The sequence below is a fragment of the Saonia sp. genome, from assembly GCF_056326165.1.
Genome location: NZ_JBWFBN010000025.1, coordinates 1 through 24,303, shown reverse-complemented (window position 1 = coordinate 24,303; position 24,303 = coordinate 1). Strand labels below are relative to the sequence as shown.

Annotated in this window: 18 protein-coding genes; 17 read left to right on the top strand and 1 reads right to left on the bottom strand. The window is 34.9% G+C overall.

What is annotated here, in order from left to right; all coding sequences use genetic code 11:
• The 7 genes from nrfD to AC000W_RS15090 form a co-directional block, all read left to right on the top strand.
• The coding region (nrfD, locus tag AC000W_RS15120; RefSeq protein WP_474749489.1) for an NrfD/PsrC family molybdoenzyme membrane anchor subunit at positions 1-1,424 on the top strand (1,424 nt) is incomplete at its 5' end.
• A gap of 1 nt (position 1,425) precedes the next feature.
• Positions 1,426-1,947, top strand: a complete 522-nt coding sequence (locus tag AC000W_RS15115; protein WP_474749487.1) for a DUF3341 domain-containing protein — start codon at positions 1,426-1,428, stop codon at positions 1,945-1,947.
• Positions 1,948-1,962: 15 nt separating this feature from the next.
• Positions 1,963-2,523 (top strand): c-type cytochrome, encoded by a 561-nt coding sequence (locus tag AC000W_RS15110; protein WP_474749485.1) that lies wholly within the window; start codon positions 1,963-1,965, stop codon positions 2,521-2,523.
• An 18-nt stretch (positions 2,524-2,541) separates the two neighbouring features.
• On the top strand, positions 2,542-3,894 hold the full coding sequence (locus AC000W_RS15105; protein WP_474749484.1) for a quinol:cytochrome C oxidoreductase: 1,353 nt from the start codon (positions 2,542-2,544) through the stop codon (positions 3,892-3,894).
• Positions 3,895-3,925: 31 nt separating this feature from the next.
• Complete coding sequence (locus AC000W_RS15100) at positions 3,926-4,981, top strand: cytochrome c oxidase subunit II (protein ID WP_474749483.1); 1,056 nt, start codon at positions 3,926-3,928, stop codon at positions 4,979-4,981.
• Between the two features lie 39 nt (positions 4,982-5,020).
• Complete coding sequence (locus tag AC000W_RS15095) at positions 5,021-6,844, top strand: cytochrome c oxidase subunit I (RefSeq protein WP_474749481.1); 1,824 nt, start codon at positions 5,021-5,023, stop codon at positions 6,842-6,844.
• 143 nt (positions 6,845-6,987) lie between these two features.
• Positions 6,988-7,815, top strand: coding sequence for a GIN domain-containing protein (locus tag AC000W_RS15090; RefSeq protein ID WP_474749480.1), 828 nt, complete (start codon positions 6,988-6,990; stop codon positions 7,813-7,815).
• On the opposite strand, the gene AC000W_RS15085 is transcribed toward AC000W_RS15090, so the two are convergent.
• On the bottom strand, positions 7,812-10,076 hold the full coding sequence (locus tag AC000W_RS15085; RefSeq protein ID WP_474749478.1) for an acyl-CoA dehydrogenase family protein: 2,265 nt from the start codon (positions 10,074-10,076) through the stop codon (positions 7,812-7,814). The two genes, AC000W_RS15090 and AC000W_RS15085, sit on opposite strands and share 4 nt — an antisense overlap.
• Before the next feature lie 95 nt (positions 10,077-10,171).
• On the opposite strand from AC000W_RS15085, the gene ruvB reads away from it, so the two are divergent.
• The 10 genes from ruvB to AC000W_RS15035 form a co-directional block, all read left to right on the top strand.
• Positions 10,172-11,206, top strand: a complete 1,035-nt coding sequence (ruvB, locus tag AC000W_RS15080) for a Holliday junction branch migration DNA helicase RuvB (RefSeq protein WP_474749477.1) — start codon at positions 10,172-10,174, stop codon at positions 11,204-11,206.
• A complete protein-coding gene (locus AC000W_RS15075) occupies positions 11,193-12,527 on the top strand; it encodes a cytochrome P450 (RefSeq protein WP_474749475.1) in 1,335 nt (444 codons plus the stop codon). Before ruvB ends, AC000W_RS15075 begins: the two co-directional genes overlap by 14 nt.
• Before the next feature lie 247 nt (positions 12,528-12,774).
• Positions 12,775-16,878 carry a two-component regulator propeller domain-containing protein gene (locus tag AC000W_RS15070; protein WP_474749474.1) on the top strand — a complete coding sequence of 1,368 codons (4,104 nt, stop codon included), beginning with the start codon at positions 12,775-12,777 and terminating at the stop codon, positions 16,876-16,878.
• A 211-nt stretch (positions 16,879-17,089) separates the two neighbouring features.
• Positions 17,090-18,133: a c-type cytochrome gene (locus AC000W_RS15065; protein ID WP_474749472.1), complete on the top strand. Its 1,044-nt coding sequence runs from the start codon at positions 17,090-17,092 to the stop codon at positions 18,131-18,133.
• 6 nt (positions 18,134-18,139) lie between these two features.
• Complete coding sequence (locus tag AC000W_RS15060; RefSeq protein WP_474749471.1) at positions 18,140-18,814, top strand: Tat (twin-arginine translocation) pathway signal sequence containing protein; 675 nt, start codon at positions 18,140-18,142, stop codon at positions 18,812-18,814.
• Positions 18,815-18,837: 23 nt separating this feature from the next.
• Complete coding sequence (locus tag AC000W_RS15055; protein WP_474749469.1) at positions 18,838-19,251, top strand: DsrE family protein; 414 nt, start codon at positions 18,838-18,840, stop codon at positions 19,249-19,251.
• A 28-nt stretch (positions 19,252-19,279) separates the two neighbouring features.
• Positions 19,280-20,092, top strand: a complete 813-nt coding sequence (locus tag AC000W_RS15050; RefSeq protein ID WP_476658687.1) for a sulfite exporter TauE/SafE family protein — start codon at positions 19,280-19,282, stop codon at positions 20,090-20,092.
• A 34-nt stretch (positions 20,093-20,126) separates the two neighbouring features.
• Positions 20,127-21,059, top strand: a complete 933-nt coding sequence (queG, locus tag AC000W_RS15045) for a tRNA epoxyqueuosine(34) reductase QueG (RefSeq protein WP_474749490.1) — start codon at positions 20,127-20,129, stop codon at positions 21,057-21,059.
• Between the two features lie 112 nt (positions 21,060-21,171).
• Positions 21,172-22,485 carry an MFS transporter gene (locus tag AC000W_RS15040; RefSeq protein ID WP_474749466.1) on the top strand — a complete coding sequence of 438 codons (1,314 nt, stop codon included), beginning with the start codon at positions 21,172-21,174 and terminating at the stop codon, positions 22,483-22,485.
• 128 nt (positions 22,486-22,613) lie between these two features.
• On the top strand, positions 22,614-24,303 hold a 1,690-nt coding region (locus AC000W_RS15035), incomplete at its 3' end, for an NADP-dependent malic enzyme (RefSeq protein WP_474749465.1).

Sequence of the window (24,303 nt, the reverse complement as noted above, 5' to 3'; positions counted from 1 at the left end):
TATTGTTTAGACAAAAATGGAGAATGGCAATTAACCGTTCTGCAGAAGCAATGACCATATTTTCTGTAATACAAGCTGGTTTGTTTCCAATTATTCATATGGGTCGTCCATGGCTGGGGTATTGGGTATTGCCTATTCCTAACCAATTTGGTTCTTTATGGGTAAACTTTAACTCACCTTTACTTTGGGATGTGTTTGCAATCTCAACATATCTTTCAGTTTCATTGGTATTCTGGTGGACAGGACTGTTACCAGATTTTGCTATGATTCGTGATAGGGCCGTTTTACCTTTCCAAAAGAAAATTTACAGTTTGTTGAGTTTTGGATGGAGTGGCCGTGCAAAAGATTGGCAACGTTTTGAAGAAGTTTCATTGGTATTGGCAGGTTTAGCTACACCTTTAGTACTTTCTGTACATACTATTGTATCATTTGACTTTGCCACATCGGTAATTCCTGGTTGGCATACAACAATTTTCCCTCCGTATTTTGTGGCGGGAGCTATTTTCTCTGGGTTTGCAATGGTAAATACCTTGCTTATCATTATGAGAAAAGTATGTCATTTAGAAGCATATATTACAGTTCAACATATAGAATTAATGAACATTGTAATCATGATTACAGGTTCTATTGTAGGATGTGCCTATATTACAGAGCTTTTTATGGCTTGGTATTCTGGTGTGGAATATGAACAATATGCATTCTTGAATAGAGCAACTGGACCTTACTGGTGGGCATATTGGGCAATGATGACCTGTAACGTGTTCTCTCCACAGTTTATGTGGTTCAAAAAACTTAGAACTAGTATTATGTTCTCTTTCTTTATTTCTATTGTTGTAAATATTGGAATGTGGTTTGAACGATTTGTAATTATTGTGACTTCTTTGCACAGGGATTACTTACCTTCCTCGTGGACTATGTTTTCCCCAACATTCGTGGACATAGGAATCTTTATTGGAACAATTGGTTTCTTCTTTGTACTCTTCTTGCTGTATGCAAGAACATTCCCTGTAATTGCGCAGGCAGAAGTAAAATCAATTTTGAAATCCTCTGGAGAACGATACAAAAAATTAAGAGATGCAGGCGAGCCTTTGTATAAGATTGAAAAGGTTGGGGCGGTTAAGAAAACAAAAGCGGTAAAAGAAGTAGTCGATGATGATTCAGATAGTAAAGTTTCAAATCTTTTAGGCTCGTTAGGTTTATTTGATGCATCAAAAGATGTGGCAGATGATTTAAAGTTGATAAAAGGCGTTGGCCCAGAAATGGAAAAAACCTTAAATAAAATTGGAATATTCAGTTTTGGACAGGTTAGTAAAATGACCAAGAAAGAGTATGATTTGTTGGATTCCATCATTGAAAAATTCCCAGGTAGGGCGCAAAGAGATGATTGGGCGGGTCAAGCTAAAAAATTAAATAAGAAAAAATAATATGGCATCTAAAGTTATACAGGCGTATTATAACGATGACGATGTGTTGATGCATGCTGTCAAGGAAGTAAAAGCGGCCAAACATCATATAGAAGAAGTGTATTGCCCATTTCCAGTTCATGGATTGGACAAGGCAATGGGTCTTGCACCTACTAGAATTGCTATAACTTCTTTTATGTATGGATGTTTAGGACTTGCGGTGGCAATTACTATGATGAATTATATCATGATTAGTGATTGGCCTCAGGATATTGGTGGTAAACCAAGTTTTAGTTATATAGAAAACATGCCAGCTTTTGTTCCTATTATGTTTGAGTTAACAGTATTTTTTGCTGCCCACTTAATGGTTATCACATTCTATTTAAGAAGTAGATTGTGGCCTTTTAAAAAAGCAGAAAATCCAGATGTTAGAACTACAGACGACCATTTTGTTATGGAAATTGAAGTTCATGGAAACCAAAAGGAATTAGAGGAACTGTTGTTAAATACAGGTGCTGTAGAAGTTAATATTTCAGATAAGTAGTCATATAATAATAGTATGAATAGTTTTAAGAAAATAGGATTGTTATTGGGGTTGGTTATTCTTGTATCTGCTTGTGCGGATAAGAATCGTCCAAACTATCAATATTTCCCTAATATGTACGAGCCAGTTGGCTACGAAACATATGGGAAGGTAGATTTTTTACCGGGACAAATGGAAGCTATGCAACCTGTAGCAAACACAATCCCAAGAGGTATTGTTCCATATAGTTTTGAGAACACACCAGAAGGTAAAGAATTAGCTATTTTGGCAATGAGTCCACTGGATTCACTTAAAATGGATGAGAATCTAGCTGTTGGTAAGGAATTGTATGACATTTATTGTGCTATTTGTCATGGCTCTAAAGGTGATGGTCAAGGGAATTTAGTCAAGAGAGAAAAAATATTGGGTGTGCCTACATATGCAGATGCAGCAAGAAATATTACAGTGGGCAGTACATATCATACAATTTATTACGGATTGAACTCTATGGGTTCTTATGCCAACCAATTGAACCATATGGAACGTTGGCAAGTATCCGAGTATGTTGTGAAATTGAAACAAGATTTAACAAAATAATACATAGACAATAGTAATATGTACACGTTTTCAAATAGATTAAGAATTGCTTCCTTCATTCTAATGGCTGTTGGAGTGTTGGGTATAGGAATTGGTTTTGTATCGGCACCAAGTACTGTTGAAGAAGCTAAGGCCAAAGTGGCGGCACATGCTGATGGTCATGGAGATTCACATGCTGTGGAAGCTACTCATGAAGAAGTAGCAGTACATGGAGAAACTGATGCGCATGGAGAGGTAGAAGAACATCATGAGGAAGGACACGATGCTTCACATGATGAACATTTACTTCATCAATTACAAAACAGGCCTTGGTCTGCATTATATATTGCAGCATTCTTTTTTATGATGATTGCATTGGGAGTGTTGGCATTTTATGCCATTCAACGTGCTTCACAGGCAGGATGGTCTCCTTTATTGTTTAGGGTAATGGAAGGGATAACGGCCTATTTGGTTCCTGGAGGTATTATAGTATTTGTTTTATTGGTACTTTCTGTAATGCATATGAATCATATGTTTGTTTGGATGGATGCAGATGTTGTGGCACATGATAAGCTATTGCAAGGAAAAGCTGGGTATTTAAATCCTACATTTTTCTTAATTCGTGCGGTTATCTTTTTAGGTGGTTGGATATTGTATAGAGAATTTTCAAGAAAATTTTCATTAGCTCAGGATGAATCAGATGATAATTCTAACTTCAAGAAAAATTTTAGAATCTCAGCAGCATTTTTGGTATTCTATTTAATATCAGAATCTATCATGTCTTGGGATTGGATTATGAGTGTTGACCCACATTGGTTTAGTACCTTATTTGGTTGGTACGTATTTGCGAGCATGTTTGTATCTGGTATCACGGTGATTGCTATGGTAACTATTTACTTAAAGTCTAAAGGGTATTTAGAAGATGTAAACGATAGTCATATTCATGATTTAGCAAAATTTATGTTTGGGATTAGTATTTTCTGGACCTATTTATGGTTCGCCCAGTTTATGTTAATTTGGTATGCTAATATTCCAGAAGAAGTTACATATTTTGTAACAAGAATTGAAGATTATAGACTTCCATTTTTTGGAATGGTTGCCATGAACTTTTTGTTCCCTGTATTATTATTAATGAACAGTGATTACAAAAGAATCAATTGGTTTGTAATAATGGCTGGTATAGTGATACTGGCGGGACATTATTTAGATATTTTCAATATGATAATGCCAGCAACAGTGGGAGACCAATGGGGGATAGGTATTTCAGAAATAAGCTCAGTGTTGTTTTTTGCGGGATTGTTTATTTTCTGGGTATTCAGGGCATTAACAAAAGCACCATTGCAACCAAAACGAAATCCTTTTATAGGAGAAAGCAAGCATTTTCATTATTAATAAGTTTTAAAGTATAATTTCATACCATACGATGACTGCATTATTAACCATAGCTGTTTTAATATTAGTGGCAATTGCAATTTGGCAAATGACCAAAATATTTGAACTGTCTCAATATAGTACAGAGAATTCCCAAGTAGCTAATGATTCGGATAACAAGACCAATGGGTATTTGTTATTTGCATTTTTGGTATTCATTTACGCAATTACCATTTTTAGTTTTTGGAAGTATAGTAAATTCTTGTTGCCAGAAGCTGCTTCTGAGCATGGTGGAGAGTACGACCAATTAATGTTGGTATCATTTGTTATCATATTTATCGTACAAACACTTACTCAATTTTTATTACACTATTTTGGGTATAAATACAGAGGAGAAACAGGAAAAAAAGCACTTTTTTACGCAGATAATGATAGATTAGAATTAATCTGGACTATCATCCCTGTAATAGTTTTGGCTGGATTGATTTTATGGGGACTGTATACTTGGACTAATATTATGGAAGTGAATGATGAGGACGACCCTTTAATTGTAGAATTGTACGCACAGCAATTTAACTGGACTGCAAGATATGGAGGGGATGATAATGTTTTGGGTGATGCAAATGTTAGAATGATTGATATTGACCGCGCCAATGTGTTAGGTTTGGATGAATCCGACCCAAATGCTTCTGATGATATTATTGTTAAGGAACTTCACTTACCTGTAGGTAGAAAAGTTAATTTTAAATTTCGCTCTCAGGATGTACTGCATTCAGCATATATGCCACATTTTAGAGCGCAAATGAACTGTGTTCCAGGAATGACTACTGAATTTTCTTTTACTCCTACTATAACAACCGCGGATATGAGGCAAAATCCAGATGTTATGGATAAAGTAAAAAGAACCAATGCAATAAGAGCAGAAAAAGCGGCCAACGGAGAACCTAATTCGGATCCTTGGGAGTTTGATTACCTTCTTCTTTGTAATAAGATTTGTGGAAAATCTCATTACAATATGCAAATGAAAATAATAGTAGAGACCGAAGAAGAATACAATGCATGGATGGCAAGCCAACAGAAGTTTGGACAAACCATAGCAGCACAATAATTAAGACGTTAAAAAGTAATATAAAAAGCATATTTGATTATGTCAACAGGACACGAACACGGAGATGATCACGCACACGATGATCATGGACATCATCATAAGGAAACCTTTGTAACTAAATATATATTTAGTCAGGATCATAAAATGATTTCAAAACAGTATTTAATTACTGGTTTGATTATGGGCTTTATAGGTATAGCCATGTCATTGATGTTCAGAATGCAACTGGCTTGGCCAGGGGAATCTTTTCCAATACTCGAAACATTGCTTGGGAAATGGGCTCCAGATGGTGTGATGGATGCTGACATATATTTGTCCTTGGTTACCATTCACGGAACCATTATGGTATTCTTTGTACTTACAGCTGGTTTAAGTGGTACATTTAGTAATCTTCTTATTCCATTGCAGATTGGTGCTAGGGATATGGCTTCTGGCTTTTTGAATATGATTTCCTACTGGTTGTTCTTTTTATCCAGTGTTATTATGGTAATTTCCCTTTTTGTTGAAGCTGGGCCTGCTTCTGCAGGTTGGACTGTATATCCACCATTAAGTGCCTTACCAATGGCACAGGCCGGTTCTGGTATGGGAATGACACTTTGGTTGGTTTCCATGGCAATATTTATTGCATCTTCTTTATTAGGATCTCTAAACTATATTGTTACAGTTCTTAATTTAAGAACTAAAGGAATGTCTATGACAAGGTTGCCTTTGACTATATGGGCATTTTTTGTAACCGCAGTTATTGGGGTAATTTCTTTCCCTGTATTACTGTCTGCAGCTTTATTATTGATAATGGACCGAAGCTTTGGGACTTCATTTTTCTTATCGGATATATTTATTCAAGGAGAAGTATTGCACTATCAAGGAGGCTCACCAGTATTATATGAGCATTTGTTCTGGTTCTTAGGGCATCCTGAAGTATATATTGTATTATTGCCTGCCTTGGGTATTACATCCGAAGTTATGTCCACCAATGCACGTAAGCCAATTTTTGGATATAGAGCTATGGTTGCATCTATCTTAGCAATTGCATTTTTGTCAACAATTGTGTGGGGGCACCATATGTTTATTTCAGGAATGAATCCTTTCTTAGGTTCTGTATTTACTTTTACAACACTATTGATTGCGATTCCGTCTGCGGTAAAAGCTTTTAACTATATTACTACATTGTGGAAGGGTAACCTTCAGTTAAACCCTGGAATGTTATTTTCGATTGGACTGGTATCAACTTTTATATCAGGTGGTTTAACAGGAATCATATTGGGGGATAGTACTTTGGACATCAATGTACATGATACTTATTTTGTGGTAGCACACTTCCACTTAGTAATGGGTATATCTGCCCTTTATGGATTATTTGCTGGTGTTTATCATTGGTTCCCTAAAATGTTTGAGGGTAAAATGATGAATAAAAACTTGGGGTATGTACACTTTTGGGTAACGGCTGTTTGTGCTTATGGTGTATTCTTCCCTATGCACTTTGTTGGTATGGCAGGTGTCCCAAGAAGATATTATGAAAACACCGCTTTTCCTTTGTTTGATGAATTAACAGATGTAAATGTGCTAATCACTGTTTTTGCTTTGATAGCTGGTGCAGCACAGTTAGTATTCTTGTACAATTTTATCAGCAGTATTTTCTATGGTAAAAAAGGTCCTCAAAACCCATGGAAATCCAATACATTGGAATGGACGGCACCACAGGAGCATATGCATGGTAACTGGCCAGGTGCAATACCTCATGTACATCGTTGGGCGTATGATTATAGTAAAACGTATGAAAATGGCGAATACATTATTCCAGGTCAAGATTTTGTGCCTCAAGATGTACCTTTACAAGATAACGAAGAAGAGTTACAGCATTAACTTATTATAACTATAAATTAAAAGCCCATCTATTTTTTAGATGGGCTTTTTTTGTTGGCTGCACCCAAAAATGGACAGTATCGCTTTTTTGTAATATATTTAAGAACAAAACACACTATAACCGTTAACAAAATCTAAAGAAAATGAAAAAAGGAACACTGTTGTTGCTATTGGTATTGTCCAGTTGCTATATTCAAGCTCAAAAAAAACCCAAAATAAAAGGTAACAAAAATGTTGTGGAAGTCAGAGAATATTTGCCAGCTTTTAAAGCAATAGAATTAAATGATGATTTAGACATTGTTTTGCAGAAATCTTCTGAGGAAAGTTATAATATTACCGCGGATGATAATTTGCTAGATATCTTTAAATTTAAAGTGGAGGATAGCACGCTGGTTATTAGTTCATTTTATAAAGTAACGGCTAAGAAAAAATTAGAGATAACGGTCAACTATCAAGAGTTGGAAGCTATTACTTTAAGAGAAGGAAAGGTAGTTGCTGAAAGTATGATATCTTCAGATAAATTTTATATAAACACTTTTGGTTCATCAAAATTAAAACTAAATGTAAGTGCCAGTCTATTGCATGTCAATATGGAAGGAAATAGTTCTGGAGATTTGAATATGGATAGTGATTCTCTTTATGTTTCTCTAAAGGATAAAATTAATGTGAGTATGTACTCTGTTAGCGAAACGGCAAATTTTGAAATGTACAAAAATGCAACTGTTAAAATTGATGGAACGACTGATAGTTTAGGTCTTAAGTTGGTTGAAAACTCAAATTTTAAAGGTGCTAAACTGGAGGCCGCAAACGCGTTACTAAATTTAGAAGGCTCACCAACTGCAAGAGTATATGTATATAAGGATATTGAATTGATATCTAGTGGCACTTCCAAAACAATATTGTCTGGGAACCCAAAAATAACAATCACAGAATTTTTAAATAAATCCTTACTAAGAAAGGAAGAGGATTAATTTGCTATTGGGGCCGTAAGGCAATGTTCGGGAATACCAAAACCATCAACAAGTACATCGACATGTGGTCTTAGTTCTGTGGATAGACGCTCTACACGTTGTCTAATTGCTTTGGATTTTGTTCCTCCAATATAGCCTTGTTCCAAATACCAACTGGCATCTTTTCTAATTTCATGCAACGCATATAGTGTACCCAATTTTTGGAATAGTAACTTATGTTTTTCATCTGAAATGGTTTCGGTAAAATGGGTAAATGTTTCATATGCCAATTCTATACTATAAGCTTTTCCAAGTCCCAGTAGATGGGTCTGGACTTTTAGGAAGGCTTGGTAAGAGGGCACTCCTTTTTTAATATAATCCCTAATTCGCATGGCCAAAGTATATGTAAGTCTTCTGGTTCTGTATTCAAATGCATGTTTATGGAATGTAGAATTGTACAAATGCTCTTTATCAACCTTATTTGTATATATAGGATTAATGGTGGTTAGTTTATCACTTAATTGTGTTCCCAGTAGTTTTAAAACTGATGAAAATCCAGCACTATTGAATTCGGTTTTAAAATCTGCTAAAATCCCTTTTGCGGCCAATTGTAATAAAACGGTATTATCTCCCTCAAAAGTTGTGAAAATGTCCACATCTCCTTTTAAGTCTGCAATTCTATTTTCGATTAAATATCCTTTTCCACCACAAGCCTCTCTACATTCTTGAATGGTCTCATTGGCAAAATCTGTAATAACTGCTTTTAGACCTGCAGCCTGAGTTTCAATTTTTCTTTTATCAGTGATGGTATCATCACTATATATTTTCATCATATGGTCCATGGTCACATGGTACACATATGAAGAGGCAATGGCCGGAGTCAACCGCAGTTGATGTGATGGATAATCCATCAATAAATCTTCCTGGATTTTAACACTATCATTAAACTGCCTTCTTTTTAAAGCATGTTTCACTGCAATTGCCAAGGACATTTTTGCACCGCTGATGGCTCCTTTTGCCACACAAATTCTACCCCCGACCAAAGTTCCCAACATGGTAAAAAAGCGTTTGCTAGGGTTTTTGATTTCTGAATGGTAGTTCCCATCTGCAGTTATATCACCATATTTATTAAGTAGATTTTCCCGTGGCACTTGTACTTGATTGAACCAAATCTTCCCATTATCAACACCATTTAGTCCTAATTTATAACCATTATCCTCAATGGTAACACCTTTCATTAATTCATGTTTCTCATTTCTAATAGGTACTAAAATTGCATGTACTCCTTCATTTTTTCCATTTACTATTAACTGTGCAAATACAGAGGCCATTGTGGAATGTAAAGCATTCCCAATATATTCTTTATTGTCATTTTTACCTGGAGTATGTATGGTAATAATACCCGTTTTTTTATTATAAGTAGCAGTTGTTTTTACACCCCTAACATTGGAGCCATGGCCAGTTTCTGTCATAGCGAAACACCCCAAAAGCTTTGCTTTACCAGTATCAGTTAAATACTTGTCATGATGCTTTTTGGTTCCTAGTTTTTGAACACTACCACCAAAAAGCCCAAATTGCACGCCAAATTTAACGGTAAGGCTGGCATCTACATATAATAAATTTTCAAAGATTGAAGCATAAATAGGCATATTGCCAGTTCCACCATATTCTTTTGGATAAGCCATAGCGCCATATCCATTTTTAGCTAAAAACTGTACTTGAGTTAACACCTTTTCTCTAAATTTTTCTTTATTCCGTTGAATATCCCAATGAAAGATTGGGCTTTTTAAGAATTCCCGAAAGGCATCAATTTCTTTGGTATGTTTCCCTTTTAAAATGGAATCAATTTCCTTTGCGTTGTAATAATTTGAGGTTTTTTCATGAATAACTTCAACATCAAATAAGTGATTATAATGGTTGGGTTGTATGCCAAGATTAATTTCAATTTCTTTTAAATTTTCATTCAAGATAAATTCAGAATCACTCTTGATAACCAATTTTTGACTGAAAGAAGTGAGAGGATAGATTTCACTTTCAATTAACTTGATTTTTGATGAAGATATAAGTTGTTTCCATTGTTTTAGTTCTGAATTTTTTGGTGGGCGATTTTTGCTAAGCCAATTGGTTAATATGCTCTTATCCTTTGTATTAAGATTACTATCTAGATTCAATACTTTGGTAACTACTTCAATTTCAGAAACAGATAGAAGGTCATCTGACCATATGACGTAAAAGAAAGGAATGTACTGTAATATTCCAGAAGAGTAACTTGTGTTTTTCATGGTTTTAAATTACAATATTTTGGTGAATATGACAGCTCTTTTCTTTAAGATGCAATTTAAAAAACTATCCCTTTTTCCACTATCTTTGCTAGTGTATGAATGAAAATCTAGATCCATCGACCAATAATTTTTCTCAAGAAGAATTGGACATAGAAAGGGCGTTACGACCCATTTCTTTTGAGGATTTTACAGGGCAGGAACAAGTGTTAGAAAACCTAAAAGTTTTTGTTCAGGCAGCAAATATGAGGAATGAAGCCTTGGATCATACTTTGTTTCATGGACCTCCGGGATTGGGAAAAACAACTTTAGCTCATATTTTGGCCAATGAGTTAGGAGTGGGTATAAAAATAACTTCTGGACCTGTGTTGGACAAGCCAGGTGATTTAGCAGGGCTGTTGACCAACCTACAGGAGCGAGATGTATTATTTATTGATGAAATCCATCGTTTGAGTCCTATAGTAGAAGAATACTTATACTCGGCTATGGAGGATTATAAGATTGATATTATGATTGAAACTGGCCCCAATGCTAGGTCAGTTCAGATTAATTTAAATCCATTTACCTTGATAGGGGCTACAACACGATCGGGCCTCTTGACTTCCCCAATGCGAGCACGATTTGGTATTCAAAGTAGACTGCAGTATTATTCTACAGAATTACTGTCTACCATTGTTCAAAGAAGTGCGGAAATATTAAAAGTTCCTATTACCAATGATGCGTCCATAGAGATTGCCGGGAGAAGTAGGGGAACACCTAGAATCTGTAATGCGCTATTGAGAAGGGTTAGAGATTTTGCCCAAATAAAAGGAAATGGAAAGATAGATATGGAGATTTCTAAATACAGTCTAAAAGCATTGCATGTAGATGCACATGGATTGGATGAAATGGATAATAAAATATTAACCACCATAATTGACAAATTTAAAGGGGGCCCAGTGGGTATAACTACAATAGCTACCGCTGTATCTGAAAGTTCAGAAACTATTGAAGAAGTCTATGAACCTTTTCTTATTCAACAAGGTTTTATTATGAGAACGCCAAGGGGACGAGAAGTTACAGAGCTTGCTTACAAGCATTTGGGAAGAATAAAAGGAAATACACAAGGAGGCCTATTCAATGAGCAAGTATAGGTATCCAGATAAAGTTCCTTTTTTTAAATTTTTAGTCAATTCTTCCGCAATCGCAAAAAACCCAATACCATTTCAAAATAAATGGTTTAATGAAAATCAAGGGTCTTTTACAGTTACTCCACCATTTCAATCACCTATTGTTCTGACCAGAAATGCGGATATGATTAAGCATATTCTTCAAAAAAGACATAAAATATATCATAAGTCAGAGATACAAACCAAATCTTTATCTAAGTATGTTGGTTATGGGTTGCTCACTTCTAGTGGGGATTATTGGTTAAAGCAAAGGCGTTTAATTCAGCCTGGGTTTCATAAGGAAAAGCTGGAAAATTTGATTTCTATAATTGATTCCTCTGTAAAAGAACAAGTAAAAAAGATTGAAACCGATATATCATTAGATTTATATTCAATCATGAATGAATTAGCTTTTGAAGTTGTGGCAAAATCACTTTTTAATTTTTCTGCTGATAAAAAAACTTTAAAACGATTACAGGAAATTGTTGAGCAGCTTCAAAAATATATAGTTAAAGAAATTAGACAACCTCCCAAAAAACTGTTATATATTTTAAGTGGTGAGGTAAGGAGCAACATGAAAATGGTAAAGGAAAGCAGAGCTATCATTAATACTGTTATTGACCAAAGAAAAAAGTCCAAAGAATCTCATGATGATCTTTTGCAAATGCTTTTAGATGCGAAATATGAAGACGGCACAGGAATGACCAATGACCAATTAATAGACGAAATCTTAATTCTATTTGTAGCAGGTCATGAAACTACAGCCAATGCTTTGACCTTTACTCTAACTCTAATAGCCCAGAACAAAGATGTGTTGCATAAAGTTGAAAATGAAGTATTTAAAAATAATATGAAATTATCTCCATTTGAGAAAATAGGAAGCCTTTCTTATATTAAAAACTGTGTTGATGAAAGTATGCGGTTATATCCACCTGCTTGGATTACAGATAGAGTGGCAGTAGAAGATGATGAAATTGGAGATTTTTATATAAAAAAAGGAACAGTGGTGGGTATTTCAATCTATGAACTTCATAGAAATATCGACTTTTGGAAAAATCCCGAACAATTTACTCCGGAAAGATTCAGTAAGGATGAACAAGTACATAAATCTAGTTACTATATGCCTTTTGGTGCGGGACCACGCTTATGTATTGGGAATAATTTTGCCCTTTTTGAAATGATTTTAGCTGTAAAAGAAATTATTAAAAACTTTAATATAACCACTTCTACCAAAGAAATTAAGGTGAACCCATTAATAACTTTAAAACCAGTAGATTTAAGAATGAAATTTACTTTACGAGCTTAGCATAGGGTTTTCAATTTAAAAGGACTGACATATAAGGACCAAAACCAAAAGTTTTACTTTCATAATTTACATTTCATTTTCTTTCTAAATGTTAAAAAGTTAACTACATTTAGAAAAATAGCTTTAGTAGCTAGTTGTTAATTCCCCCAATCGGACTATGGAATAAAATATTCTTTGTTTATATCTATAGTTGGACAAGCTCATAAAATAAATTATGTTGGTTATAAGGATTTTAAAAAATAGCTTTTTGAAGCTCATTGACCTTCAGCAACACCTTGGTGTTGAAATTGGGCATTTCCTTAAACTGCAACAATTATTTGTTGTTATTTTTCTTAGTCACTTGGTACTTGGTCAGAGCAATAATGACTACTCAATTAAATATTTCACTTTAGAAGATGGACTCTCCCAAGTATCATCCAATGATCTTTTAAAAGATAGCTCAGGATTTGTTTGGATTGCCACACAAGATGGGTTGAATCGTTTTGACGGAAAAATATTTAAGCATTTTAAACATAACGAAAAGGATTCATTAACAGTTTCTGGAAACCTTATAAATAGGTTGTTGGAGGATAACTCTGGTAGAATATGGGTTGGAACTATTGGAAATGGGCTGTGCTATTACGACCCCCATTTAGATGTTTTTCATAGGGTTAAATTAAAAAAATCTAATGGGACAAATGAAATTATCTCTGCTATAGTTGAGGACAAAGAAGGAAATATTTGGGTTGGGTCAAGAATTTCAGGCCTTCATAAATTAAGCCCTAGTGGAACAACTTTTGTGCAGGAAAATTACTATAATCAACCTATAACGACTCTGTCAATAGATGAAAATAATTATTTATGGGCGGCTGGGTTTAATGGAAGAATTTTTAGATCTGACCTAGCAAAGAATGAAGCTTTAAATCTAAAACCCCAAAAAAATGCAAGGGGTCATATTCAATCTTTTTACAAAACGGACAAATCCTTATTGGTTGGCAGTGATGAAGGGTTCTTTGTTTATGATTTAAAAAATAACGAAGTTAATTTAGTAGAACTTAGTAAGGAGGACAATATTCCCACTAGGCATGTATTGGCATTTTTAAAGCATAATGATTCTACTGTATGGGTAGCAACAGGTAATGGTTTGTATTTATACGATTGGGTCAATGAACGGGTGACCAATAAGATTTTATATTCAGGAGATTCAAAAAAAGGACTTAGCAGTAGTACAGTACAGGCATTATTAAAGATATCAGAAAAACAAATACTAGTTGGTACGGCGAACTATTTAAACCTTATTGATTTTTCTGAACCTTATTTTAAAAATTTTTCAAAAAATCTTAAAGGGAAACATTTACTCAGTGATAATGTCATATTCTCAATTTTAAAAGAAAATAATAATCTATGGATTGGAACTTCTGATGGTGGATTGAACTTGCTAAAGAACGGAAAGCAGTACTACTTTGTTGGTGACCAGAACAACACCAAGAGCATTTCTGGAGGTGTCATTAGAGCTATTGTTAAAGATGAAATTAATCAAAGAATGTGGTTGGCAACAACACGAGGGTTAAGTATGATTGATTTAAAAACATTTGACCCTGACAGCCCTGAATTTACTGTCTTTAAACATAATCCTAATGATGAAAATTCTATAAATAATGATTTTTTGAAAGATTTAATTCTTGATAAAAACAATAATTTATGGGGAGTAACCTATGGTCAGGGTATTTTTAGGTTAGATTATATTAATGAAAGTGAGTATAGCATTGTTAAGTATAAAAATGATGGCAAAACCCCAAACTCTTTAAAAAATGATTTTGTTCATTGTATTGGGGCAGATAATGAAAACAACATATGGATTGGCACACAAGAAGGGCTTACAAAATTAAGTTTTGAGGTGCCTGCTGTCTATGGGCCACCAAATTTTGAACACTTTGAAAACATTGAAAATGAGGATAAGTCTTTGTCACATAATTCCGTCTATGATATATTAATTGACCAAAAGAATAGAATCTGGGTAGGCACTAGAAGTGGATTTAACCTATATCTTGGAAATAAGGAATTTGAATCATGGAAAGCACAGAAACAATTTAGTAATGATGTTGTTTATAGTATTCAAGATGATGAAAATGGAAATTTATGGTTGGGCACCAATGATGGAATGGTTATGTTTAATACAGAAAGTAAGAATTTTGTACAGTACGGGGTCAATGATGGAATTCAGAGTAAGGAATTTGATATACATGCCAGATATAGGGATTCTAATGGAACAATATACCTTGGTGGTATTGGAGGTGTAACTTACTTTAATCCCAATGATTTGTCTACAATAGACGTTCCAAAGCCTCTATACTTTTCAGAATTCCGAATTAAGGACGAAATAATCGGAACTTCACACTCAACCCTGGGGAAGCTACCACAAGCCTTATTTAGTACTGAGAGATTAACGTTTAAAAAGAAACAATTTCCTTTTTACTTAAGATTTTCTTCAATAGATTATAGAAGGCATAAAGATATGAGCTACGGCTATAAGCTAAATCCAAGCGATAGTGAGTGGAATATGCTCGCCGATCCCGAAATACAGTTTTTGAACCTCCCAACAGGGAATTATACCCTTCAAGTAAATGGTTTTTCAAGAGGTAAAGAATGGAATCAACCACCACTTGAAATGAAACTTGACATTTTGCCTCCATGGTGGGCTACATGGTGGGCATATTTGTTTTATTTAAGTATTGCTGCAATGTTGTTATATGGTTTTTATCGCTTTCAAATATCAAGAAAGTTAGAGGTTGCGGAGAATAAGAAACTAAAAGAGATAAATCAATTAAGAAATAGCCTGTTTACGAATATTACACATGAATTTAGAACACCCTTGACCGTAATTTTGGGAATGACAGAATCTTTAAAAGAAAAATCCAAGACCAAAACTTTGGCGGCAACGAATTCCTCTTTGGAAATGATTGAACGTAATGGACTAAGGTTGTTGGATTTGGTAAATGAAATGTTGGATTTGGCAAAATTAGAAAGCGGAAAAATGGCAGTAAACAATATCACATCTGATATTGTTCCTTTTATAAAATATGTGACCGAAAGTTTTCAGTCTTTGGCTAAGGAGTCTGATATTACTGTGGTACTGTATTCGGAAATAGATGAATTGGTAATGGATTTTGATGATCATAAAATGCAATCCATAATTTCGAACTTACTATCAAATGCCATAAAGTTTTCCAAAAAAAATGATAAAGTTATTGTTCATGTAAATAAGATACATGAAAAAGAAAGTGAATACCTAATAGTTAAAATAAGAGACAATGGAATGGGTATTTCTAAAGAGGCACTGCCTCATATTTTTAATCACTTTTATCAAGCGGATTCAACCAGTTCGCGAAGTGGTGAGGGTACAGGAATTGGGCTTGCATTGACTAAAGAATTGGTTGAATTATTAAATGGATCAATACAAGTGAAAAGTGAATTGGGGAAAGGAACAGAATTCTTACTTAAAGTCCCTGTATATATAAGGGGAAAAATAATAGATAAAATGTATTCCCATACCAAGGACAAATTAAAAGAAAATCCTACAGGAAATAACCTTATAATAGCTGAGGAGAATAGTGAGCTTCCAATAGTATTAATTATAGAAGATAATATGGATGTAGCCATTTTTGTACAGGATTGTCTTCAAGGTAAATACACTACAATTCATGCAGAAAACGGGTTTATTGGTCTTGACAAAGCCATAGAAAAAGTACCTGATATTATTATCTGCGATGTAATGATGCCTGGCAAGGATGGATTTGAAGTATGTAGGGAACTAAAATCTGATGAACGAACAGACCACATCCCTATTGTGATGTTAACTGCCAAAGTCACCCAAAAGGATCGTTTGGAAGGTTTTGCAACAGGCGTTGATGCCTATTTGTCCAAACCTTTCATTAAAGATGAATTGTTTGCTAGATTGGACCAATTGGTAAAGATTAGAAAACAACTTAGAGCAAAATATGAAAAAGGGAATCTAAATGAAATACTTCAAGAACCTACCGATAGTAAGGAAACAAAATTTATTCAAAAAGTAGTTCAACTAATTCAAGAAAAAATAGATAACCCTAATCTTAATTCTGAACAATTGGCTAATGAGTGTTCTCTTAGTGAATCTCAATTGTACAGAAAACTTAAGGCGGTAACAGGAAAGTCAACCGCAGTTTTTATTAGATCAGTACGCTTGGAAAAAGGTAAAGAACTTATTGTAACTACAGATAAAACCATCTCAGAGGTTGCCTATGAAGTTGGCTTTAATGACCCTTCTTGGTTTAGCAGAGCTTTTAAAACAGAGTATGGTACTTCTCCAACAGACTTTAGAGATTCCCAATACTAAGCCTGGCTTGTACTATTTGAGCATTCAGGCTCAAGAATAGTACATCATATTTTACTTCTTCCGCAAAAATACTTCACCAGATTGAGCATTTAGTGAAAGCACATCTACGTGCTTGTATGTACTATTGATAAGGAAATACATAGCATTGATTTTGGTTGTTGTTATCAACCTTATATAGATTCAGATTCAATTGTAAATAAGTTCAGAAAAAATGTCAGTTTGTAATGATAAATCTCTAAAAGGAATAGAAAGACTGCTTTGTATCATCAAAGTATTCTTTATAAGTATTCTCATGATTTCCTTTGTCACAGTGCTATTGTGTTTTGGGGCAATACCAACAGATTTATTCAATAGAAGTGAATTGGATGAAGTTTTTTATTTGAATTATGATGTTTCTCAATTAGGGAATTCTAAAATAGAGCAAGAAATTAAATATGGTTTCGAGCTGTTCCAATACACGCCTAAATATCTTGGACCAGATTCTAAAAGTTTAAATAAGAGCTATGCTGGCAACCATTTGGCATGCAATAATTGCCATCTATTATCTGGCACAAAACCATATTCAGCACCGCTGATAGGAATAGTTCAGAGGTTCCCACAATACAGGGGAAGAGAAAATAAAATAGGCACTATTGAGGAACGTATCAATGGTTGCATGGAACGGAGTATGAATGGCGAAGTTTTACCCCAAGATAGTAAAGAGATGAAGGCATTTGTGGCCTATTTAAATTGGTTGGGTAGATATGCCCCCGAAGATGGTAAAATTATAGGGCAAGGATTTTTAAGTATAGAAGTCCCAAATAGGCAAGTAAATATGAAGAATGGAAAAAACATATTTGAATCTACCTGTACCGAGTGTCATGGAGTTGATGGACAAGGTAAAAAGTGGTTAGATGGACTTACTTATGAGTATCCGCCCCTATGGGGAGATGATTCATATAATAATGGTGCTGGTATGACCCGAGTCATAACCGCAGCTCAATTTATTAAGGGTAATATGCCTTATGGAACTACATATGATGCTCCAAAGCTAACAGATGAAGAGGCTTATGATGTAGCAGGCTATATTAACCAACAACATCGACCAGAAAAAGCCAACAGGGAGTCAGATTTTCCCGATTTGACCAAGAAACCAGTATCTACTCCCTATGGGCCATATGCCGATGACTTTCCAATAGAACAACACCAAATGGGTCCTTTTAAACCTATTATGGATTACTATAAAAAAGAGTTCAATATTATTAAATCTAAATAAATAAGTATGAAAACAGAGACAAATTCTAGAAGAAAATTTATGGGCGCCATAATGCTAGGTGCCACGGCAAGCACACTTTCAGTACTTTCCAATCCAGCCTTTGCAGGTATGACCGATTTTAATGAAAACCAAATGAGCGAAGCGGATGAATGGTTCAAGAAAATTAAGGGTAAGCATCGTATTGTATACGATGGATCTAAACCTCATGCAGGATTTCCAATAATTTGGAACTGGGCTTTTTACTTGTCTAACAATGAAACAGGATCTAAAGACGATGATATTACGGCAATGACCGTGTTACGTCATGATGCCATTCCATTTGCTTTTAAGTCGGATTTATGGAAGAAGTATCCACTAGGAGAAGTTTTTCATGTTAAAAAGGCCGATGGTGCAAATTATGAACGAAATCCTTACTATGAACCTCAAGACGGAGATTTTCCACTACCAATGATTCAAGGAATAAAAGATATGCAAGCCCGTGGTGCTATGTTTTGTGTATGCAATTTGGCAATTTCAGTCTACAGTGGTGCCATAGCTCAGCAGATGGGATTGGATCCAAAGGAAACCTATGAAGAGTGGGTTGCTGCAGTATTACCAGGAATTCAGGTAGTACCCTCAGGTGTTTGGGCATTGGGTAGAGCACAAGAAAATGGCTGCGGGTATATTTTCGCGGGAGAATAATTAATCATCTTAAAACCATAAAAATGAAAAAAGTAATAATTCTTATTCTAGTAATGTGCTTTTCTATAGGATTGGCGGCACAAGAAAAACCAATTAAAGTGGTATTTGATGTAACCAGTGCAGACCCAGAAATACATAAATCAGCAGCTAGGCATCTAAGGTTGATGTCTGAATCTTATCCAGATTCTCAATTCGAAATGGTTATCTATAGTGGGGCTTACAGTATGGTTGATGGTAAGTCATCAGCAGCAGGTGAAACCTTGCGCAAAATTATAAAGATGGATAATGTGTCCATAATTGCATGTGAGAATACGCTAAAGCGAAATAAGAAAACCAAAGAAGATTTAATACCAGGAGTAGGAACCGTCCCAGATGGTATTTATGAGATTGCTATGAAACAACATCAAGGTTGGGCTTATATAAAAGAAATAAAATAAATTAATTTTTTACGGAAGCTCTGGCAATATGGAAACTATGGAGGTTTTAGGTTATGTAGGAGCAATGTTAATTGGGATTGTCCTTGGATTAATGGGGAGTGGTGGGTCTTTGTTGACTGTCCCAATTTTCACCTATTTTTTTCATATTGGTCCAGTCACAACTACGGCATATTCCTTGTTTGTGGTGGGTTCCTCAGCTTCGGTAGGTGTTCTTAGGAATTTTAAAAAGAATGTTGTAGATTTTAAAATGGCTTTGTTCTTTGCTGTTCCGTCGTTAGGTTCAGTATTTATAGCTCGTAAATATTTGGTTGCTATGATACCTGAGGAGTTATTCTCCATTGGAAATTTTCATATGACTAAAAACATGGGCATTATGATCTTTTTTGCCTTTTTGGCACTATCTGCGTCACTTTGTATGATTTTTAAAAAGAAAGAGGATGCAGAAACGGTGCATGACGGAAATTGCAGCTATCTTTTTTTAAGTGTTGTTGGTGCAATTATAGGCTTGCTTACAGGAATTGTTGGTATTGGTGGCGGATTTATTATTATTCCAGTATTGGTTTTGTTCTTAAAATTACCTATAAAAAAAGCTGTGGCCACATCGCTATTAATAATTTCATTAAAATCTTTAGCAGGGTTTTTGGGTGACTTGGGCAATCATATTTTTATTGATTGGATATTCCTTTTGGGATTTACTTCAGTAGCTATTATGGGAATGCTTCTTGGAATATATCTTTCCTCTTTTGTCAATGCAAAAAAACTTAAAAAATGGTTTGGAGGGTTTGTTTTTGTCATGTCCATTTTTATACTTTATATGGAACTTGCAGGGATAAAACCTTAATGTCTTTGACATTATTTATAAGAAAAAAGAATAACTGTATCTTAGGCATGTGAATGCCGATAAACATACACAGCTAATAAAAACTGAAGCCAAACGCCTCGGTTTTTTGTCATGCGGTATATCCAAAGCCGAGTTTTTAGAGGAAGAAGCTCCAAGACTGGAAAAATGGCTCAATATGGACATGCACGGCGAAATGAGTTATATGGAAAATCATTTTGACAAACGCTTGGACCCAACCAAATTGGTAGAAGGTTCAAAATCGGTTATTTCTTTGTTGCTTAATTATTTTCCAGAAGAAGAGCAAACAGAGAACACCTTTAAAGTGTCTAAATATGCTTATGGTCAAGACTATCACCATGTAATAAAATCTAAATTAAAGCAGCTACAAGAATTTATTTCAGAAGAAATAGGGGAAGTACATGGTAGGGCTTTTGTAGATTCTGCTCCTGTATTAGATAAGGCATGGGCGGCCAAAAGTGGTTTGGGATGGATAGGAAAACACAGTAATTTGCTAACTCAGCAAGTAGGCTCTTTTTATTTTATAGCTGAACTTATTATTGATATAGAGCTGGAGTATGATTCCCCGGTAACTGATCATTGTGGTACATGTACTGCTTGTATAGATGCCTGCCCGACACAGGCAATAGTTGAGCCTTATGTTGTGGATGGTAGTAAGTGTATTTCGTATTTCACCATTGAATTAAAGAATGAAATACCCAATGAATTTCATGGTAAGTTTGATGATTGGATGTTTGGTTGTGACGTATGCCAAGATGTGTGTCCGTGGAATCGGTTTTCAAAAGCACATAATGAACCATTGTTTAATCCCCATCCTGAACTGTTGTCCATGTCCAAAAAGGATTGGGAAGAGATAACCGAGGATGTTTTTAAAAAAGTGTTTCAAAAATCAGCTGTAAAGCGTACCAAGTTTACGGGGTTAAAACGGAATATTGATTTTCTTAAATAATTTTCCTATATCATTTTCATTACTCTAATTTTTATTGGAAAAATTAAAAATACTATATTCGAAAGGCTTTAATTTTATGAAATTTTCAATAGATATATAAATTAAGAAGAATATGGGATTGATTAAAAAACCAACATTAAGTTTTTGGCAGATATTTAATATGAATGTTGGGTTTTTAGGCATTCAATATAGTTTCGGTTTACAGCAGACAGCTATCAATCCAATTTTCCTTTTTTTGGGAGCAGCAGAAGATATGTTGCCAATTTTAAATATTGCAGGACCTGTCACAGGACTGATTATTCAACCAATTATTGGAGCAATGTCAGATAAAACATGGTCTCCACGTTGGGGAAGACGAAAGCCATATTTTTTAATTGGAGCTATTTTAGGAAGTCTTTGTTTGTTTGCATTTCCATTGAGTCCAGCATTATGGTTTGCGGTGGGTCTACTTTGGATTTTGGATGTGGGTAACAATATGGCAATGGAGCCTTACCGTGCTTTTGTTGGTGATAAGCTACCAGAAAAGCAATTGAGTTTGGGATACCAAATGCAAAGTTTATTTGTTGGAGCGGGTATACTTTTGGCAACTTTGTCCATATTTTTATTTCAATATTTATTTGGCGCAGATGAGGTATCTAGCTCGGTGGACACAATTCCAAAATGGCTTTATTATTCTTTTTTTATTGGAGCTATTTTATCGGTTACCACTATTTTATGGTCGGTTTTAAAAACCCCTGAAATTCCTCCAAGTGATGAAGAAATGGCAGAAATTAATAAACATAAGGGATTATCATTTATAGAACGTTTTAAAATGCCCTTTGTTGAGATTTCAAAAGCAGTTAAGGATATGCCAAAATTTATGTGGAAATTATCTATAGTTTATTTGTTTCAATGGTATGCTCTATTTGTTTATTGGCAATTCATTGTGCCGCTGTTAAGAACTACTATGGGTATGGATACTTCAGAGGCTGCCGCACAATCTGCCAAAATGAGCTTTACTTATAACACAGTTACAATGATAGTTGCTTTAGCTTTAGTGCCACTAACATTGCGATTGGGAGGAAAAAAAGTATATGCAGCAAGCCTTGTGGGAACGGGCTTGGCATTATTGGCAATACCTTACATTACAGATCCATATTTAATATTAATTCCTATGGTTTTGTTTGGTATTGGTTGGGCAGCAATGATGGGAATACCCTACACTATGGTTTCTAAAATAGTACCGCAGGATAGACGGGGAGTGTACATGGGTATTTTGAATATGATGATTGTTATCCCTATGGGAATAGAAACATTGACTTTTGGTCCTATTTTCAAGAATCTTTTAGGAGGAAATGCTGTAAATGCTATTTTATTTGGTGGGATCTTTTTTATTATTGCAGCTTTTTTTGCATTAAGATTGAATGTGTCAAAAGAAGCCAAGTAAAAGACGTACAAGGTATCTTTCTATTGAAGAAAATATCATTTTTCCAAAACCTATTTTGATTAGTTGAACTTTGAAGTTCTTTTTCCCAAGAATACCGTTAAATTTGTTTCTAGAAAACACATCATTATATGAGCGAGCAAAAGAAAAGGCAAGAGGCATTAATTTATCATGCCAAACCTACGCCTGGAAAAATAAAAATTGTACCTACCAAACCCTATTCCACGCAGAGAGATTTGGCATTGGCTTACTCTCCAGGAGTTGCAGAACCGTGTCTGGAAATTGCCAAAAATAAAGATGATGTTTATAAGTATACCGCCAAGGGAAATATAGTTGCTATTATTTCTAATGGCACCGCAGTTTTGGGGTTAGGAGATATTGGACCCGAAGCTTCAAAACCAGTAATGGAAGGTAAGGCCTTACTTTTTAAAATTTTTGCAGATATTGATGGTATTGATATAGAATTGGACACCAAGGATGTGGACAAGTTTATAGAAACTGTCAAAACCATTGCACCTACTTTTGGTGGAATAAATCTTGAAGATATAAAAGCTCCAGAAGCTTTTGAAATTGAAAGACGATTAAAAGAAGAGCTAGATATTCCAGTGATGCATGATGATCAGCATGGTACAGCCATAATTTCTGCTGCAGCCTTGTTAAATGCTCTGGAAATCTCGGGCAAAAAAATTGAAGAAGTAAAAATTGTGGTAAGTGGTGCAGGGGCTGCGGCAGTTTCTTGTACTAGATTATATAAGGCATTTGGCGCAAGCTCCAAAAATATTGTGATGCTAGATAGTAAAGGTGTTATTCGCAGTGACAGGGAAAGCCTCTCTAGTGAAAAGGCAGAATTTGCATCAGATAGAAAAATTAATACTTTGGAAGAAGCAATGGTAAAAGCTGATGTTTTTATTGGACTTTCCATTGCAGACATCGTCACCCCTAAAATGTTAAAATCCATGGCTAAAAACCCTATTGTTTTTGCCATGGCCAATCCTGATCCAGAAATTAAATACGATTTGGCTGTAAAAACCAGAAAAGATATTATTATGGCCACTGGTCGTTCTGATCATCCCAATCAAGTAAACAATGTATTGGGATTCCCTTTTATTTTTAGAGGCGCTTTGGATGTTAGAGCAACTGCCATAAATGAAGAAATGAAAATGGCTGCAGTAAAAGCACTAGCAGAACTTACAAAAGAGCCAGTTCCAGAACAGGTAAATATAGCATACGGTGAAACTCGACTTACATTTGGGAAAGAGTATATAATTCCAAAACCTTTTGACCCTAGGCTTATTTCCGAAATTCCGCCAGCCATTGCCAAAGCTGCTATGGATAGTGGTGTAGCTAAAGAGCCCATTAAAAACTGGAAGACTTATAAGAATGAGTTGTTGAAGCGTTCCGGAAATGATAACAAAGTGGTTCGTTTATTAATGAACCGGGCCAAAGTAAATCCCAAGAAAATTGTTTTTGCAGAAGCAGACCATTTAGATGTAATAAAAACAGCTCAAATAGTCTATGAAGAAGGTATTGCACATCCAATTTTACTAGGTAATAAAGAAATTATTACTGAGCTTAAAAAAGAGTTGGAGTTTGATGCTGATATTCCAATTATTGACCCTAATGCAGAATCAAAGGAATCTAGAGATAGAAGGGAGCATTATGCTATTAAGCATTATGAATCCAGAAAGAGAAGTGGAACTACGTTGTACAATGCCAAGAATAAAATGCGGGAACGTAATTATTTTGGTGCAATGATGGTTTTGGAGGGTGATGCAGATGGTATGATATCTGGCTATTCCAGAGCCTATCCAACAGTTGTAA

Excerpts from the sequence above, each read along its gene's own strand:
- AC000W_RS15040 (WP_474749466.1), top strand. The coding sequence starts at position 21,172 with ATGGGATTGATTAAAAAACCAACATTAAGTTTTTGGCAGATATTTAAT.
- AC000W_RS15110 (WP_474749485.1), top strand. The coding sequence starts at position 1,963 with ATGAATAGTTTTAAGAAAATAGGATTGTTATTGGGGTTGGTTATTCTT.
- AC000W_RS15095 (WP_474749481.1), top strand. The coding sequence starts at position 5,021 with ATGTCAACAGGACACGAACACGGAGATGATCACGCACACGATGATCAT.
- AC000W_RS15105 (WP_474749484.1), top strand. The coding sequence starts at position 2,542 with ATGTACACGTTTTCAAATAGATTAAGAATTGCTTCCTTCATTCTAATG.
- AC000W_RS15115 (WP_474749487.1), top strand. The coding sequence starts at position 1,426 with ATGGCATCTAAAGTTATACAGGCGTATTATAACGATGACGATGTGTTG.
- AC000W_RS15055 (WP_474749469.1), top strand. The coding sequence starts at position 18,838 with ATGAAAAAAGTAATAATTCTTATTCTAGTAATGTGCTTTTCTATAGGA.
- AC000W_RS15100 (WP_474749483.1), top strand. The coding sequence starts at position 3,926 with ATGACTGCATTATTAACCATAGCTGTTTTAATATTAGTGGCAATTGCA.
- ruvB (WP_474749477.1), top strand. The coding sequence starts at position 10,172 with ATGAATGAAAATCTAGATCCATCGACCAATAATTTTTCTCAAGAAGAA.
- AC000W_RS15060 (WP_474749471.1), top strand. The coding sequence starts at position 18,140 with ATGAAAACAGAGACAAATTCTAGAAGAAAATTTATGGGCGCCATAATG.
- AC000W_RS15075 (WP_474749475.1), top strand. The coding sequence starts at position 11,193 with ATGAGCAAGTATAGGTATCCAGATAAAGTTCCTTTTTTTAAATTTTTA.
- AC000W_RS15065 (WP_474749472.1), top strand. The coding sequence starts at position 17,090 with ATGTCAGTTTGTAATGATAAATCTCTAAAAGGAATAGAAAGACTGCTT.
- AC000W_RS15090 (WP_474749480.1), top strand. The coding sequence starts at position 6,988 with ATGAAAAAAGGAACACTGTTGTTGCTATTGGTATTGTCCAGTTGCTAT.
- AC000W_RS15050 (WP_476658687.1), top strand. The coding sequence starts at position 19,280 with ATGGAAACTATGGAGGTTTTAGGTTATGTAGGAGCAATGTTAATTGGG.
- AC000W_RS15085 (WP_474749478.1), bottom strand. The coding sequence starts at position 10,076 with ATGAAAAACACAAGTTACTCTTCTGGAATATTACAGTACATTCCTTTC.